This window comes from Shewanella sedimentimangrovi, assembly GCF_017354965.1.
In the GTDB taxonomy this organism is placed as follows: Bacteria; Pseudomonadota; Gammaproteobacteria; order Enterobacterales; family Shewanellaceae; genus Shewanella; species Shewanella cyperi.
Genome location: NZ_CP071502.1, coordinates 316,362 through 331,502, shown reverse-complemented (window position 1 = coordinate 331,502; position 15,141 = coordinate 316,362). Strand labels below are relative to the sequence as shown.

General features: G+C 55.6%; 11 protein-coding genes. 6 read left to right on the top strand and 5 right to left on the bottom strand.

Going from position 1 to position 15,141, the window contains the following annotated elements; translation table 11 throughout:
• Positions 1-13 precede the first annotated feature (13 nt).
• The 3 genes from JYB85_RS01465 to JYB85_RS01455 form a co-directional block, all read right to left on the bottom strand.
• Entirely contained in the window at positions 14-2,941 is a 2,928-nt protein-coding gene (locus tag JYB85_RS01465) for a TonB-dependent receptor (RefSeq protein ID WP_207380748.1), read from the bottom strand.
• A gap of 259 nt (positions 2,942-3,200) precedes the next feature.
• Positions 3,201-3,890, bottom strand: a complete 690-nt coding sequence (gene yjjG / locus JYB85_RS01460; protein WP_207380747.1) for a pyrimidine 5'-nucleotidase — start codon at positions 3,888-3,890, stop codon at positions 3,201-3,203.
• Positions 3,891-3,955: 65 nt separating this feature from the next.
• Complete coding sequence (locus tag JYB85_RS01455) at positions 3,956-5,389, bottom strand: alanine/glycine:cation symporter family protein (RefSeq protein ID WP_207380746.1); 1,434 nt, start codon at positions 5,387-5,389, stop codon at positions 3,956-3,958.
• 333 nt (positions 5,390-5,722) lie between these two features.
• On the opposite strand from JYB85_RS01455, the gene JYB85_RS01450 reads away from it, so the two are divergent.
• The 3 genes from JYB85_RS01450 to JYB85_RS01440 all read left to right on the top strand — a co-directional run bounded on the left by JYB85_RS01450 (position 5,723) and on the right by JYB85_RS01440 (position 8,416).
• Positions 5,723-6,337, top strand: coding sequence for a paraquat-inducible protein A (locus JYB85_RS01450; protein WP_207380745.1), 615 nt, complete (start codon positions 5,723-5,725; stop codon positions 6,335-6,337).
• A gap of 349 nt (positions 6,338-6,686) precedes the next feature.
• Positions 6,687-7,484: a TraB/GumN family protein gene (locus JYB85_RS01445; RefSeq protein ID WP_207380744.1), complete on the top strand. Its 798-nt coding sequence runs from the start codon at positions 6,687-6,689 to the stop codon at positions 7,482-7,484.
• Between the two features lie 155 nt (positions 7,485-7,639).
• Entirely contained in the window at positions 7,640-8,416 is a 777-nt protein-coding gene (locus JYB85_RS01440; protein WP_207380743.1) for an HNH endonuclease, read from the top strand.
• 62 nt (positions 8,417-8,478) lie between these two features.
• Here the strand turns inward: JYB85_RS01440 and JYB85_RS01435 are convergent, their stop codons facing one another.
• Positions 8,479-8,982 (bottom strand): lactoylglutathione lyase family protein, encoded by a 504-nt coding sequence (locus tag JYB85_RS01435; RefSeq protein ID WP_207380742.1) that lies wholly within the window; start codon positions 8,980-8,982, stop codon positions 8,479-8,481.
• A gap of 233 nt (positions 8,983-9,215) precedes the next feature.
• Between JYB85_RS01435 and JYB85_RS01430 the strand changes: the two genes are divergently transcribed.
• From JYB85_RS01430 to JYB85_RS01420, 3 genes are all read left to right on the top strand, one after another.
• Positions 9,216-10,184, top strand: coding sequence for a LysR family transcriptional regulator (locus tag JYB85_RS01430; protein WP_207380741.1), 969 nt, complete (start codon positions 9,216-9,218; stop codon positions 10,182-10,184).
• A 6-nt stretch (positions 10,185-10,190) separates the two neighbouring features.
• Positions 10,191-10,853, top strand: a complete 663-nt coding sequence (locus tag JYB85_RS01425; protein WP_207380740.1) for a sulfotransferase family protein — start codon at positions 10,191-10,193, stop codon at positions 10,851-10,853.
• A gap of 329 nt (positions 10,854-11,182) precedes the next feature.
• Positions 11,183-13,534 carry a hypothetical protein gene (locus JYB85_RS01420; protein WP_207380739.1) on the top strand — a complete coding sequence of 784 codons (2,352 nt, stop codon included), beginning with the start codon at positions 11,183-11,185 and terminating at the stop codon, positions 13,532-13,534.
• 151 nt (positions 13,535-13,685) lie between these two features.
• Here the strand turns inward: JYB85_RS01420 and JYB85_RS01415 are convergent, their stop codons facing one another.
• Positions 13,686-15,101: an MFS transporter gene (locus JYB85_RS01415; protein WP_207380738.1), complete on the bottom strand. Its 1,416-nt coding sequence runs from the start codon at positions 15,099-15,101 to the stop codon at positions 13,686-13,688.
• Positions 15,102-15,141 lie beyond the last annotated feature (40 nt).

Genomic DNA, 15,141 nt, shown 5'->3' with positions numbered 1-15,141 from the left:
AACGGCCTTGGGATTACATGGCATAGGTCACCCCCAGGAAGAGTTGGCGACCGAAGTACTGCAGGGTGCCTGTCTTGGCCTCTGTGCCGAAATAACTCTTGGTGGGCTCGTCGGTAAGGTTGTTGACCTGGAACAGCACCCCGAGATTGTCATTAATCTGGTAGGAGGCCTGGTAATCGAGCACGGTTTCAGCATCGAAATTCACCACCTGGCTGTTGACGGCCACCTGCTCGGACACGAAGGACGAGCGGTAGCGGGCGCTGACACGGGTCTCAAAACCTTCATAGCCATAGAACAGGGTCAGGTTGGCGACGTGTTTCGACAGACCTTCCAGGGTTTGCGGCACACTGTTGCCTCCAAGATCGGTGAACTTCTGCACCTCGCTCTCGGAATAGGAGTAGCTGGCGTTGAGACCGAGTCCGCTAAATGGACTGGGCAAGGAGGCAAACACCTGGGTGTAGGCCAGTTCCAGACCGCGGATATAGCCGCCTTCGGTATTGTTTACCGCCGTAGTATAGGTGCCGTTGGTGGTGGCGATTTGCTCTCCACTCGGACTCACTATGTAATCGGGCACGTTGAAGCCATTGGCGCGAAAATCAAAGCCAACGATGTCAAATTCGTCGATAAAGGAATCTATGTTCTTGTAGAACAGCGCCGCCACCAGAGCCCCTTCCTCGAAGTAGTGCTCGTAGGACAGGTCATACTGGGTGGCATAAAAGGGCTTCAGGAAGGGGTTGTTGGTGCTGGAGCCGTTAATTATACCATCGTTATTGGTAGTGGCGCTGGCATCCCCCGCCAGGCGGTTGATGGGCGGCCGTGCCATCACCTTGGCGGCGGCAAAACGCAGTTGGCTGTCGTCGGTAAGCTTGAGACTCAGGTTCAGGGATGGCAGGTAGTCGGTATAGGTAACTCCAACCACGGTTGGGGCATAGAACTTGTTGATTATACCAACCTCATCGACAATGTACTGTGCGCCCTGGGCAGGATCACCACCGACGTTCTGCAACAGGGTGGCCGACTGATCCGTATCCACCCGGCGCAGGCCTATGTTGCCCGTCAGCGGCAAACCGCCGATTTCGGTGTCGATATTGAACATCAGGTAGCTCGCCAACACCTTTTCGTACACCTCGCCGCTTTGCTGCACCGACCAGGCATAGTTAGTGGTGTAACCCATGGGATCGATGACACCAATGGCATTACCCCAGGTCTGCACCGGCTGCGGGGTTCCTTCGGGGAACCAGGCACTGAGGGCCTGATCGAGATCGATCGCCAGATAGGAGGGGAAATAGCTGAAGTCACCACTCCAGTCCACCACTGTGACCATGTCCTCTGTCAGTTGCAGCGGCGGCTGGGTGCCGGAGAAGCCACCGTCGTTGCCGAATTCAAATACAGAGCGGTCATTGCTGTAGGTCCTGTCGGACCAACGCACGCCAAACTCCACCGACGCCAGCCAGTCGCTGTCGAGATCGTACTTGAAGTCCAGACGATAGGCTTTGACTTCATCTTCGTTTTCATAGGGATAAATGCCGTACTTGCTCACCATCACCCGGTTGATATCGGAGAAGGCATCGGCCTGGTTAAAGCCCAGATCCGGCAGGTCGAGGCCGTTGAGCTGATAGCTGATGGAGACGTTTTCATCGAACATCGGCTTGTCCGCATTGGCATCCACGGCCACGTTTGACCACAGCAGGCCGTTGCGGAAATCACTCTTGGCCGACGAATAGGACACATCCGCCGCCACATTCAGCCTGTCGGTCACTTGCCAGTCGGCGTTGACCCCGAAGCTGTTGACCTGATCGAAGTCCTGGTTGTCATCGTTGACCAGTTCCACCCGGGTATAGCTGCTTGAGGTACGATTGAAGGTGCCGCCGATGACCGCATTGCCGTCGAGCACCGGGTTGGCCACGACAGCATTGGAACCGCCGAGTTTGACCCTAAAACCGCGGGCGAAGGCCTCGCTGTCAAAGCGCGACAGGAAGGCATCGGCCTTGAGCTTGAAATTGCTGACCGGCGCCCACTCTATGGCGCCCATGTAGCCGTTACGCACCTCAAGCCCACCCAGATGCTGCAACTCAAAGCCTTCGCTGATGTACTCCTCGTCGAGCCCGTCTATCGGACCATTGGTGTCGTCGGCCAGGCCGTCCACATCCTTGCTGTCGTTGTAGGCCAGACCGATAAACTGGGTGGCCACGCTTGGCTGCTCCAGCCTGGCATAGCCCAGGGCCACACCCAGGGTTTCATCGAGGAACTTGCCCTGATAGGAAAAGCTCAGTCTGTGGCCGAATTCCTCGGCGCCATATACTTCGCTGGCCCTGTCGTTGTACATGCCACGGACGTTGACCGTGACATTCAGCTCTTTATCCGCCGCCAGTGGGCTGGCGGTAGCCAGCTCCACCGTGCCCGCCAGACCGCCTTCTATCAGCGATGCCTTGGGCGACTTGTACACGGCGGCGGAGCTGATCAACTCCGAAGGGTATTGATCGAATTCGATGCTGCGGGAGCCACTGGTGGACACCTGCTCACGACCATTGAGGGTGGAAAACACAAAACCGCCGGACATGCCGCGGATATTGATTTCCGCCGCCTGACCGCCGGTGCGCACCGCCGAGATCCCCGGCAGGCGGGTCAGAGCATCAGCCATCGACACGTCGGGCAATGCGCCCAGGTCATCGGCGGACAACTGCTCGGAAACGGTATCGCCAAAGCGTTTGGCATTGAGTGAATCGATAAGGCTGCGGCGGTAACCTGTGACTTCTATGTGTTCCAGGTCTTCCTGATTGATCTTGGTCTGATTGGCGGCCTCCTGCTCTGTTGAGTCAGAAGTTTGCTGTGGCTCTGTCTGCTGCGGCTCAGCAGCAAAAGCCGCCGAATGCAGCATTGCCCCCGGCAGGCCGGCAGCCGCCAACGCCAGAGTCAGGACACTGGGTTTGAGCTTGAACATGGTTTTTCTCCCTGGTCTTGCGACACTTGTTGTTGCCAACACCCGCCTGTACAGCAGACACCAAGGAGCATTGGATCATGTGGGCCCCATACTAAGCCTGGTCAAATTATCAGCTCAATCTTATGCATACGTATTCACAACAATAACTTAACAATTGCAACAATCAGCAAGGTCAGGGGGCAGAAGAAAAACCGCAGGAAAAACAAAGCCGCGAGCGCTGAAACGAATCGCCGCGGCTGGGGGGATAAAGGGGATCGACTCAGGCCAACAAACGGGCCAGCTCGCTGTGACAACGGATTTCCAGGTGCGGCTGGATACCGGGATCAATAGCCTTGGCACCCGGGTTGTACCAGCAGGTCTGCATGCCGGCATTGAGACCACCCAGGATGTCGCTTGCCAGGGTGTCGCCCACCATCAGCACCCTGGCGGGATCGGGATTACCCATGGCATCCAGGGCGTGGTCGAAGATGGCCTTGTCGGGCTTGGCGACACCCACTTCTTCGGAGATCACCAGCACTTCGAAGTGTTCGGCAAAGCCGGTGCGCGCCAGGCGAATGCGCTGCAACTCGGTAAAACCATTGGTGATGATCCCCAAACGATAGCGACCGCGCAGGCCATTGAGGAGTTCGGGAACACCGGGCAGCGGCGCGCAAATGTCGGCCATGGCCGCTAAAAAGCCCGAGTTCAGCTCAGCCGGGGCCACACCCAGGCGCTCACCCCAGAGGGCAAAACGGCTTTCCTGCAGAGTTTTGGCATTGATGCGGCCGTCCTGATACTCGACCCACAGGGGCTTGTTCACTCGCTGGTATTCTTCAAATTCGACGGCACCAAAATCCACCCCAAACCCTGCAAACAGCTGTCTGAGTCCGGCAAAGGCATCGAAATGAAACAAGGTTTCGTCGGCGTCAAACAGCACCCAGTCAAATCCGACCTGATCACAATACGACATTCACACTCCCGTTGAATAAAGTGAAGGCAGTCGATTGTACGCCAACTCACCCTGTCCCCCAAAACTCAACGGCGATTGGCGGGCACATCCTTAGCTCCAGCCGCAGCGTTGGCAACACGCAGGCGGCCGAAATAGTCCTTCGCCGCCGCCCTGACCCTGGGTGCCAACAACAGCGCCGCCGTCATGGTGGGAATGGCCATCAGACCATAGGCACCGTCGATGATATTGACTATGTCGCTGAGGTTATTGGTGGCGGCAAACAAAATCGCCAACAGGTACAGGTACAGATACCAATGCTCGCGCTTGGCGCCGAACAGGAAGGCAAAACACTGGCTGCCGTAAAAGGCCTGGGTGAAGATGGTGGTAATGGCAAAAAAGCTCACGCACACCAGCATCAGATAGGGCCCGACGCCGGGCATGGTTTCAGCAAAGGCGGCGCTCGACAGGCTGATGCCGTTGGCACCGCCGCTCTCCCACACACCGGAAATCAGGATGATCAGCGCCGTGGCCGTGCACACCAGCAGGGTGTCTATGGCCGGGCCCAACATGGCCACCAGCCCTTCCTTCACCGGCTCCGAGGTTTTGGCATTGCCGTGCACCATCACCTCGGTACCTAGGCCCGCCTCGTTGGAAAAGGCGGCGCGCTTAACGCCGGTCAGCATGGTGCCCAGCAATCCACCGGCCACAGACTGCACCGAAAAGGCATCGGTTACAATCCGTGCCAGTTGCATGGGTACATCACCCAGGTGAGTGAGGATCACATACAGGGCGCAGCCGACATAGAGCAGGATCATCAGCGGCACCACCCGGGTCGCCACGGCGGCGATGCGCTTTATCCCACCGAGGATCACCAGGGCCACCAGCACCATGATTGCCAGCCCAAGGCTGAATTCCATCCAGAAATGTTCGCCGCTGCCCACCGCCACACCCGTGCTGCCGGGAGCCAGAAACAGGTATTCCTTGAGGATCTGCACCAGCTGGTTGGTATTGAACAGCGGGAAATTGCCCACCAGGCCCACGGAGCAAAAGAACACCGCCAGCGGTTTCCATTTGCTGCCAAGCCCCTGGGTAATGATGTACATGGGGCCGCCGCGCACCCGTCCGGTTTCATCCTTGCCGCGATACATGATGGCCAGGGTACAGGTAAAGAACTTGGTGGCCATGCCTACCAGGGCGCTGACCCACATCCAGAAAATCGCCCCTGGACCGCCGGCCACTATGGCAATCGCCACGCCGCCGATATTGCCCATGCCCACGGTCCCCGCCATGGCGCTGGATAGTGCCCCCGCGTGGCTGATATTGCCCACCGCATTGGCCTCGGGGTACTTGCCCCGCAGGATATCTATGGCATGTTTCAGGTATCGAAACGGCACCAAGCCGGAGTAGATCAGAAAGAACAAGCCCCCGCCCACCAGCAACACCAGCATGTGTGGCCCCCAGGCAAAGGCAGAAAAATCGGCAGTGGCTTGGGCAAAGGAATAAGACGTCTCTGAACTCATGTGTTGAATCTATGTTAACGGCCATTGAGCTAACTTATCAGTCGCAGGCCCCGATAGAAAGCATGAGCGCCATGCATGAGCAGAATGCATGGAATGAGTGGGAAGCGAGAATGTGTGAATGAGTGGGAAGGGGGAATGGTAAAGCTGCGAGTGAACCTTGTGAGTGAATCATGTGAGTGAATGATGTGAGCGAATACTGGGTGGGGAGAGTGCAAACAGGCGGCATTCAGCAGCCCACCGTGCTAAAGTCGCGCCATTCAGGCGCCGTTCATGCCCCATTAATACACTGGGCATTTCCCTGGTACGGCGGTGACCATACATTCAGGAGACTCCATGACAAAGCGTAACCTTTGGCCCCAACTGCTGGTCATTCTTATCGCCCTCACCCTGCTGATCCCTGGCCTGACCCTGCCAATGCTTAGCCTCGATGGCCAGGCTGATAAGGCCAAGTTTGCCGACACCACCATAGGCATGATGACAGAAGACAGAGAGGTGCGCGGCATTCTCGGCTCCGTATCCGCCCTGCTGGGCTTCAATCGTGTTGAGGGACAGGTGGAAATCTACCAAAAGACCCGCAGCATCTGGGGCACAATCCAGGATCTGGCCGACCACGGCAACCTGCTGGTCGCAGTGCTGATAGCCACCTTCTCCGTCATCATCCCCGGCCTCAAGTTGCTGTGCCAGCTGGGGCTACTGGCACTCAAACCGGCAGACCGGCTCGCCCGCAGCCTGCATCAATTTATTGGCCTTATCGGCAAATGGAGCATGGCCGACGTGTTCGTGGTGGCCATTATAGTCAGCTACCTCGCCGGCAACGCCAAGGGCCAGATGGGCGAGCTCATCACAATGCATGCCCAGCTGGAACCCGGTTTCTGGTGCTTCACCGGCTACTGCCTGTTTTCCATCGCATCAAATGTGATGATGGGGAGGAGGTTACAAGCGGCGTAAAGATATGCGGCAGGGTTAGCCCCTGCCCTAACTGTCGGAAACTTGGATCCTGATGGCATCCGGCGACGGGATTTCCAGATAGTGCTGCCCTCAGACTCAGAAAAGTTGTGCAATTGTGAAAAAGTTACCTGGCCCATCTGTGACTTAGTAAGAAGATTCGTTTATTCCTCACCGATTTAATTTTGGGTGGCTTTAGTCATAGGGACAGAGTATTACGCTACAAGAGTGTGATCCCTGTCCGGTCTTTTTGTCCTCTTATTTAATCACTGTCCACACGTAAGCGATTAGACTGACGACAATTATTCCGCCAGCTGATAGCGTTAGTTCTTTACCGTCAGGATATTTAACTATGCCCAGCCTCTTGCATGTGCTCTCACTTTTCATCTCGTTAATAGTGTTAATATCAACAGCCAAGGCTCAATCTCAAGATGACTGCTCACCCCTGCCAAACGATGTGGCTGAGCTGGTTGACACAAACGACGGAATACTTCTGGTTGGCGAGTTACATGGCACCACGGAATCACCTGGCCGGTTTTTGGATTTGATATGCCACGCAAGCAAAAAGTCTTCTTCAAAGACAATCGTTGCTATCGAATATTTGCCGGGGCAAATTCAGCTGACCGGCGATAATCAACAGCTAAAACAGAGCGTTGAGCAACTCGACAGCTGGCAACAGCAACACGATGGAAAAACTAGTGAGGCCATGTTCTTCCTGCTGACCCTACTAAACCAATTGGTTGCAGAGCATCGTATTGAGGTTGCCTTTTTTGATGCCAGCACCAACGACAGAGAACTTGCCATGGCGCAAAACCTGATGGCATTAAAACGTCCCAACACCCAAGTCATCGCGCTGACGGGTAACAGACACAATAAGATACAACACGGAAATGACTGGGATCCTGACTCAAAGAACATGGGAGCCTACATGCGCGAGTATGGCGCAAACGTCACCAGCCTAAACCTTCTCCATGGTGGCGGCAGTGCTTGGGTCTGTATGGAACAATGTAAAAGCCACAACTTCCCCCCTCCAAAAATCCCTCACACAAAAATCCTGTTCGAAGCCTCAGCTGCCAACGGCTACCAATATCATTGGGCTATCGGACCGATAAGTGCATCAAAACCATATATAGCCACACCTCAACTATGACGGAAAGCGCCCAAGGGGGATTTGGCCTATGGTCATTGAGACCGGCATCACCTCATCGATAGCGAGCTAAATCTAAACGTACCAATCAGTTAGCAGACAAAACACTTACCAATGTCATCAGCATTTTCATACCCTAAATCTTCTAGGAGGCGCCCATGACAACAAGAAAGCCGTGGACAAGAAATGACTTGCTAGTTGCATTTTACCTGTACAACAAAATGCCGTTTGGTCAGATCCGCCATGGGAATAAAGAGATCGCAGCCACCGCCGAATTAATGGGTAGAACCGCCTCGTCACTCTCGATGAAAATGGCGAATATAGCTAGTTGTGACCCAAGCATTATCGAATCTGGTCGCTCTGGCCTTAGCGGCGCATCCAAAGCTGACAGAGATATGTGGCTTGAGATGTCTGGCGACAGGGCAAGCTTCTATCTCGCGGCATCCGAAGCGGTGTTAAAGCTTTATCAGTCACACAACCTAATGCCGCCAGATATAGAGCCACTAACGGAAGACTCAACAGATTATTCTGCAGCTGACAATCTTACGTTAACAAAAGCACGCATAGGCCAAGGCCAATTTCGGCTTGCGGTGCTCAGCGCATATGATTTTAAGTGCTGCATTACCGGCATTGATATTGCTGATTTATTAGTAGCAAGCCACATAGTTCCGTGGCGTTTAGATGCAGCAAATCGCTTAAATCCCAGCAATGGGCTTTGCTTATCCGCGTTGCACGACAAAGCTTTCGACAAGGGCTTAATCACGTTAAATGAACAGCTTGAAGTGATGCTATCGTCACAGCTGCTGCAGCAGAAAAATCGTGCTTTAACCGATAACTTTGAACCTTACGAAAATAGGCAAATATTTCTTCCGAAGAAATTCATGCCCTCACAGCAATTTCTATCCCACCACAGAAACCACATTTTTCAGCCCTAATACGTTAACGCAACAACGCCTGCTAAAAGCAGGCGTTGTTGTCTCGCATCTTATCAACCTTGCTAGCTGTTATAGGCACCACTGGCGTAGTGCAGCTCATAACTGTGGCTGTAGATCTCCAGGATATTGCCGAAGGGATCTTCCATATAAATCATGCGGTAAGGCTTTTCTCCGGGATAATAGTAGCGAGGGGCGAGCATACGTTTTTTGCCGCCGGCGGCAACGATTTTCTCGGCCAGGCCTTCCACATCCGGGTCTTGTACACAGAAATGGAAGATACCGGTTTTCCAGTATTCGAAGTTGTTTTCCGGGTTCTGCTGGTTTTTGAACTCGAACAGCTCAACGCCGATGCGATCGCCGGTAGACAGGTGGGCGATGCGAAAACGCTCCCAGCCGGCACCGAAAACGTCGGTACACATTTCACCTATGGCCGAGTCATCTTCCACAATCTCGGTGGGCGGCATAATGAGGTACCAGCCCAGTACCTCGGTATAAAACGTCACTGCGGCCTCAAGGTCGGGCACAGAGATACCTATGTGGGAAAAGCTGCGTGGATATGTGTTCATGGCTAACCTCGCCTTCCTGTTCATTAATGCGAAGGGAGAAGGACAACAGCCGCAACCCATGTGGTGCACAGCTCCGCCTCCCGATGCACAAAGATTAAGCCCGAGACACACAAATGAATAATTATCATATATTCTTATTTTGATAATTTTTTATTATCACATATGCCCGCCAGTACCCAAGCGGAGCCGCGGCCAGGGCGCACATATCCCTTTCCTTTGCGAGAACTCAGCCCATGCTTAATCCCCTATGGCTTAAGACCTTTGTCACCCTGGTGGACACAGGCCACTTTACCCAAACGGCGAGCAAACTGTTTATGACTCAGCCCGGGGTAAGCCAGCACCTGACTAAGCTGGAGCAGGCCTGTGGCCACCAGCTGCTGGTGCGCAGCCGCAGCGGCATCGAGCTCACTGAAGCTGGCGAGCGGTTGTATCGTTATGCCCTTGAGCAAGCCAAGGCTGAGGCAGCACTGCTCGACAGTCTGGATGAGGACAATCCCTTCAATGGCACATGTCGCCTCGCCTGCTCGGGTGCCCTGGCGCAGCTTTTGTACCCAGAACTGTTGGCACTGCAATCTGCGCATCCGGGGCTTAAGGTACATGTGGAGGCAGCGCCCAATGCGCGCATCATCAACGAGGTGCAGCAGGGAGATAAAGACCTTGGCATTATTACCGCCGCGCCACCGCGGGGGCTGTTTCGGGAGCAGGACATAGGAACTCAGGCACTGTGTCTTATCACGCCTGCGTCGAACTTTTCGATCTCAGAAGCGGCAATACCAACGACTCTTGATTCTCCCCTGCCCCCAATTGACGAATTAAAAGCGCTTGGGCTGATAAGTCACCCGGATGCGGCACATTATTTGTCGCTGTTTTTTGCCCACAGCCAGCATGAGAGTTACCAAAGCGCCTTTGCCGAAGATTTCCCGGTCAGTAGCTACATCAATCAGTTAGGGCAGATTCTACTGCCCGTGTCTTTGGGGCTCGGCTTCACCGTGCTGCCCTTGTCTGTGGTGGAGCAGTTCAGCAACAAAGCCAAACTCAAAGTATTTGTGGGCACAGAGCGAGTGTTCGAGCCCCTGTATCTTATTCACAAACGCCAGCGGCAACTTCCCGCCCGATTTGATACCATAAGGGCCCTTATTCAATCCGTGCTGAATCAAGCTGCTTACTCAGGGAAGCAGCACCTGAGTGACCAAGCTGACTGACACCACATGAGCCTGCCCATCAACAAGATTTTTATCATAGGTTTGCCCCGCACCGGCACCACCAGCGTTTGTGTGGCCTTGCTTGAGGCCGGGTTAAAGGTGGCCCATACGGCTTTTACCAAGGCGTCGTTCGCGGCCGCCGAGGTTATTGCCGATGCTCCCGTGTTCAGTGACTACAGAGAACTGGACAAACTCTTTCCAGGTAGCAAGTTTGTTTACTTAGAGCGAACAATGGTCGACTGGGTAAACTCGATGCAGATGCTGCTGAGCCGGATGGGGCCCCATTTGGATCCTGTGTCCGGGCGCTTTCATCCAATCATGAAGCGCAGCTTCCAACTTTGTTTCGGCGTGGCGCCGCAGTGGCAGGAAGAAGCGAATTTGCACAGTGCCTATGAGCGCCACCGCACCGGGGTACTGGCGTATTTCTCGGGGATGGAAGCAGCCAAGAGGCGCGACGATCTGCTGATACTGGACATCAGCGCCCCCGGTGCCCTGGCAAAATTGCATGAATTTTTGGATCTGCCGCCGGTAGCAGCGGACACGCCCTTCCCTCACCTCAATCGTGGCCGTAACGTGGCCGGCTTCGACGAGTTCAAACACCCCAACAAGATCAGCGCCAACCTTTCCGGCCCCGAGCGGCGGGCCTTTTTCGAATATAAGCCGTATTGATTCCAGGCCGTATGATTTGAAGCCAAAACTGTTTCAAGCCATAACTGTTTCAAGCCATATTGATTTAAGGCTGTAGCGCCTCAGGTTTTCCCGCCTTAAACCTGGAATTCTGTGATAGCCCCGGCTCTGTACTCTCTGCTTGCCACCGCCAGATCCTGATTCGACATCTGATTTCCAACCGCCCACCCAATTTGGCTTCTACACTTTTTGAGTACATTTCACCGCGCCAAAGGAGAAGGCGCGGCGAGGAAGCGCAGGAGCACACAGTCCCCAAGGCACAGGACTCCCGCAATCAGGAACTCAGCCAACAATATCATCGGAGTGATCATATGAATCTCAAACGGCTTTTAATCACCACGGCATTGGCCACAGTGCTCTCGGCCTGTGGCGGCGGCAGCAATAACAATAATCCTGAGCCCCCACCACCGACCACGGTGACCCTGAATGGCAAGGTGGCGGATGGCTATCTGGTGGGCGCCAAGGTGTGCCTGGATTTGAACAGCAATAAGGTCTGCGATACCGGTGAGCCCAGTGCCACTACAGGGGCCGGCGGCAGTTTCAGCCTCAGCGCAGCCACTCAACAACAATTGGACAGCTTCCCACTGTTGGTAGAAGTGGCGGCCGGTACCATGGATGAAGACACAGGCGCAGCCATAGTCAAAGGGTACACACTCACTGCGCCTGCGGGTTACAACTTTGTCAGCCCCCTGAGCACCATGGTACTGGGGGAGATGGATCAGGGCGCGAGCCAGGACGATGCCGAAGCCAGGCTGAAAGCCTTGCTGGGCACCAGCATGGAGCTGTCCGATGACTATGTGGCAGGTCAAAACAACGATAGCCTGACCGAAGAACAAAGGGACGCCTTTGAGCGGCTGCACCAAGTCGCCCAGGTGACAGCCCGGGTGATAGCCAACAACCTGGCGCAAATCCAGGAAGCGGCCGCAGCGGCCGGCATCTCCACCGACGATCTGGTTGCCTTGATTGTGGATACCCTGGTCGAGGCCCTCGACACCATAGTGGCCCAGGTTCAGGCTGCGGTGGAAGCCGGTGGCGAGTTTGATCCCGACGCCGTGGCCGGCTCAGATGAAGTGGAAGGAGCCGCCGGCGTGTCCGGTGAGAATCTGGAAGATCAGGTCGCGCTACTCCACGCCGAAGCCAATGCGGCGGCGGCCAATCTGGTGGCCGAGGTCAGTGGCAACGGCATCTTCTGGTTCGATGGTGAGGTAGAGGAAGCCGAACTGAGCCTCGAATATGGCGGCATTAAGTATGACGCCACCAATCAGACCACCACAGAGACCCGCTACGAACTGCTAAATGGCCAATTCGTCGCCCACAGCAGTGATGAATTTGAATTGGATGACTTCGTGCTCACCGACAACGGTTGGCAGGCCACCACGGAAAAATTCGTCATCAGCGGCTTGAATCAGGACGGTACCATTACCCTGAGCCATCCGGATTTTCCGTCCCTGAGTGAAACCCTGAGCGCCACCGAGTACGCCCTTGCCGGGCTCAATACCAGACTCCTGCTGTCCAAGCAGGAAAACACCTGGGCCTGGCACAAGGTTATGCCTGAGAGTGTGAGTTTCAGTGAAGGTGCCAAGGCCTTTACCATTAAGGCCACCACGGATCACGACCAGTATCGACTGTTTCTGTGGGATGGATGTGGTGACAACGGCACGGTGGAAGGCATGTGCAACAGCGTCTGGGCCCGCATGGCCGATGGCACCGAAGGACCGGCGCTGACCCTGGCCTCCATGGTGTCCGCCACCGCCTCCGATGGCAGTGCCGATCATCTGGTGGGCCCCTACGTTGCCTGGCATGACGATATGAATATATTGGCCGAATTGATTGAAGGCGGCACGGTCAAGTACCACAAACTGTACTGGACAGAGGACGGCATGGGTATGCAGACACGCAGCGCCATGCTCTACACCACCGGCACCTGGCGCACAGTGACCCAATCCGGACAAGCCCTTTTCCTGCTGGCCCTTCCGGACGCGGTGCGCCATTTCGGCGACCATGAGATGGAAGACATGGGGGAAATACTGTTCGCCGAGCTGCAGAATGCCGTTCGTATCGGCGCCTTTATCCCGGCCGGTGCGGGCCACGATGATGATGATGAAATCATCTTCAACCAAACCGCAAAGGACGACATAGTCAACAATCTGGATTTCACCCTGTTCAACGGTGGAATACCGCCGGCAGATTTCGTCTGCGACAATGGCAACACCCAATGGGATGACAGCAGCGGTGGCCCAATAGTCGACACCCTCAAGTCACTGACACAGTACCGCGAGCTGGTGACGGATTGTCGTGGTGACGCCGGAGCCATGGCCTTTACCGCCGGGATGCTGACAGGTTATCAGTTCAAGGAATACGACTCCGAAGGTAACCTGGAGACCCTGATCCTCTTTAATGAAAATGGCGGCAGCTTCACCGACTATATGGTCGATCCCGCGGAAACGACAGACTTCAGCTGGAGCATCAATGATCTCGGCGAGATAGTCGTTGAAGTGAGCGATGGCAACGGCGGTGTGGCCATGAGGGCTTACCTCAGTTTGCTCGGCAAGTATGGCGACTATGTCTCCATCAAGGGCTTCAATGAAGAAAGCGACTGGGCGCCCATGGATGGCAGCGTCGGCGAGGTATGGAGCGACAAGTGGCTGAGGCTGGCCCAATAGGTCCGACTCAATACTGTGCAGATACACAAATAACAGCCCGGCAACCGCCGGGCTGTTTCTATCCGACCTTAATCCTTGCGCTTCTTCACCACGGTAAGAAAATCCAGCGCCACACCGCTGCATTATGCTGAAGCCCAAAATAGCTCTGATTTCAGTCCTTGCGCTTCTTCACTACCGTGAGGAAATCCAGCGCCACACCGCTGATGGCGTTGAAGCCGCGGATGCGGAAGATGAGCTGCAACAGCTGTGGCCTGGGCCGCACCTTGGGTTCCACCGAACGCGGAATAAACCAGGCGGTGACCAGGGTGCGCAGCAGTGTCGACACCAGAAACACCACGAAGATGGGGCTGGCGAGATCCCAGTCGCTCCAGGCGAGGAAGTCCGCCGCGTGGCTGGCGATAAGGCCACCGAACATGGCGCCGACAAATACCAGACCGGCACTGAGGGCCGCCTGCAACGCCGCATAGGTGGCGAAATCGGAGCGGAAGGGGCGGATATCATACAGGTAGTTGGCGGTGCTCAGGGTAAAGCCGCTCCAGGCAAAGCCGGAGAAGGCCTGAATAGCCAGTATGTAACCGTAGTTATCCGAGAACAACCACAGCAGCGGCAGGCTGGGGATCAGGCAGGAGGTGATGATCATCACCAGGCGGTTGCCGTAGAGATCGCTGAAGCGGCCCCAAAATCTCAGGGTGACAAACTGGGTGCAGATGGAGGCCACGCTGGCAAACACAAATTCCAGGTAAGTGAACTTGAGCCCTTCCAGCATATACACAGCAAAGAAAGGTGCCGAGATGGCCACCATGGCCTGCATCCCGGCCACGAACAGGCTGTAGTGGCGGAAGGTTTTATCCTTCCAGGCACCGGCAAAGTTTTTCAGGGTACGAACAAAGACCCCGCGTTCCCGCGGGTATCTGGGCTCGGGATCGTGCATCAGCCACAACAGCCGCGCCGACACAAAACGCCCCATGGCGGCGATGGAGAACAGCAGGCTGAACCCCAGCCAGGCCATACCCGCCGAGTCGGTCAGTGTCAGTATGCCGCCACCGATAAAGAACACCGACAGTGAAGCCCCCATGGTCAGCCGGGTGCGGGCTGCAAAGAAGGCGCCGCGGCGCCGCTCCGGCACTATGGCCCCCATCCAGGCGCGCCAGTGGGGTTGAATGAGGTTGATAAAGCCGTGGTACAGGGCCGCCAGGCCGATAAAGATCCACACGCCCTCGTCAGGTCTGAAAGCCGCCACTGCGCCCATGGCCATGACCACCAGGGCCTGCAAGCCGGCACAGGCGACGATAAATTGCTTGCGGGAGAAGTGACTGGCGAGCCACACGGACAACAGTTGGGAGATGGCGCCGAACAATTGCGGTAAACCGCTGACCCAGGCCATCTGCCCCAAACTGGCGCCGAGGAAAATGGCATAGGCGTTGAAGAAGTTGTCACTGGTGGCCGTCATTGCCGAGGAGGCGGCAGCCTCCTGCTGGGAGCGCTTCAGGGTCAGCCGCAACCAGCTGCAACGCTCGGCACGGCGATTCTGGCAGGGCTCCTGGGACGAAGGATCTGAGCGTGACATTGACCTGACCGCAAAAAGAAAGTCTGCGGCGATTATGAAT

Bases quoted from the DNA above. Each gene is read 5' to 3' on its own strand.
- JYB85_RS01465 (WP_207380748.1), bottom strand. From the start codon at position 2,941: ATGTTCAAGCTCAAACCCAGTGTCCTGACTCTGGCGTTGGCGGCTGCC.
- yjjG (WP_207380747.1), bottom strand. From the start codon at position 3,890: ATGTCGTATTGTGATCAGGTCGGATTTGACTGGGTGCTGTTTGACGCC.
- JYB85_RS01455 (WP_207380746.1), bottom strand. From the start codon at position 5,389: ATGAGTTCAGAGACGTCTTATTCCTTTGCCCAAGCCACTGCCGATTTT.
- JYB85_RS01450 (WP_207380745.1), top strand. From the start codon at position 5,723: ATGACAAAGCGTAACCTTTGGCCCCAACTGCTGGTCATTCTTATCGCC.
- JYB85_RS01445 (WP_207380744.1), top strand. From the start codon at position 6,687: ATGCCCAGCCTCTTGCATGTGCTCTCACTTTTCATCTCGTTAATAGTG.
- JYB85_RS01440 (WP_207380743.1), top strand. From the start codon at position 7,640: ATGACAACAAGAAAGCCGTGGACAAGAAATGACTTGCTAGTTGCATTT.
- JYB85_RS01435 (WP_207380742.1), bottom strand. From the start codon at position 8,982: ATGAACACATATCCACGCAGCTTTTCCCACATAGGTATCTCTGTGCCC.
- JYB85_RS01430 (WP_207380741.1), top strand. From the start codon at position 9,216: ATGCTTAATCCCCTATGGCTTAAGACCTTTGTCACCCTGGTGGACACA.
- JYB85_RS01425 (WP_207380740.1), top strand. From the start codon at position 10,191: ATGAGCCTGCCCATCAACAAGATTTTTATCATAGGTTTGCCCCGCACC.
- JYB85_RS01420 (WP_207380739.1), top strand. From the start codon at position 11,183: ATGAATCTCAAACGGCTTTTAATCACCACGGCATTGGCCACAGTGCTC.
- JYB85_RS01415 (WP_207380738.1), bottom strand. From the start codon at position 15,101: ATGTCACGCTCAGATCCTTCGTCCCAGGAGCCCTGCCAGAATCGCCGT.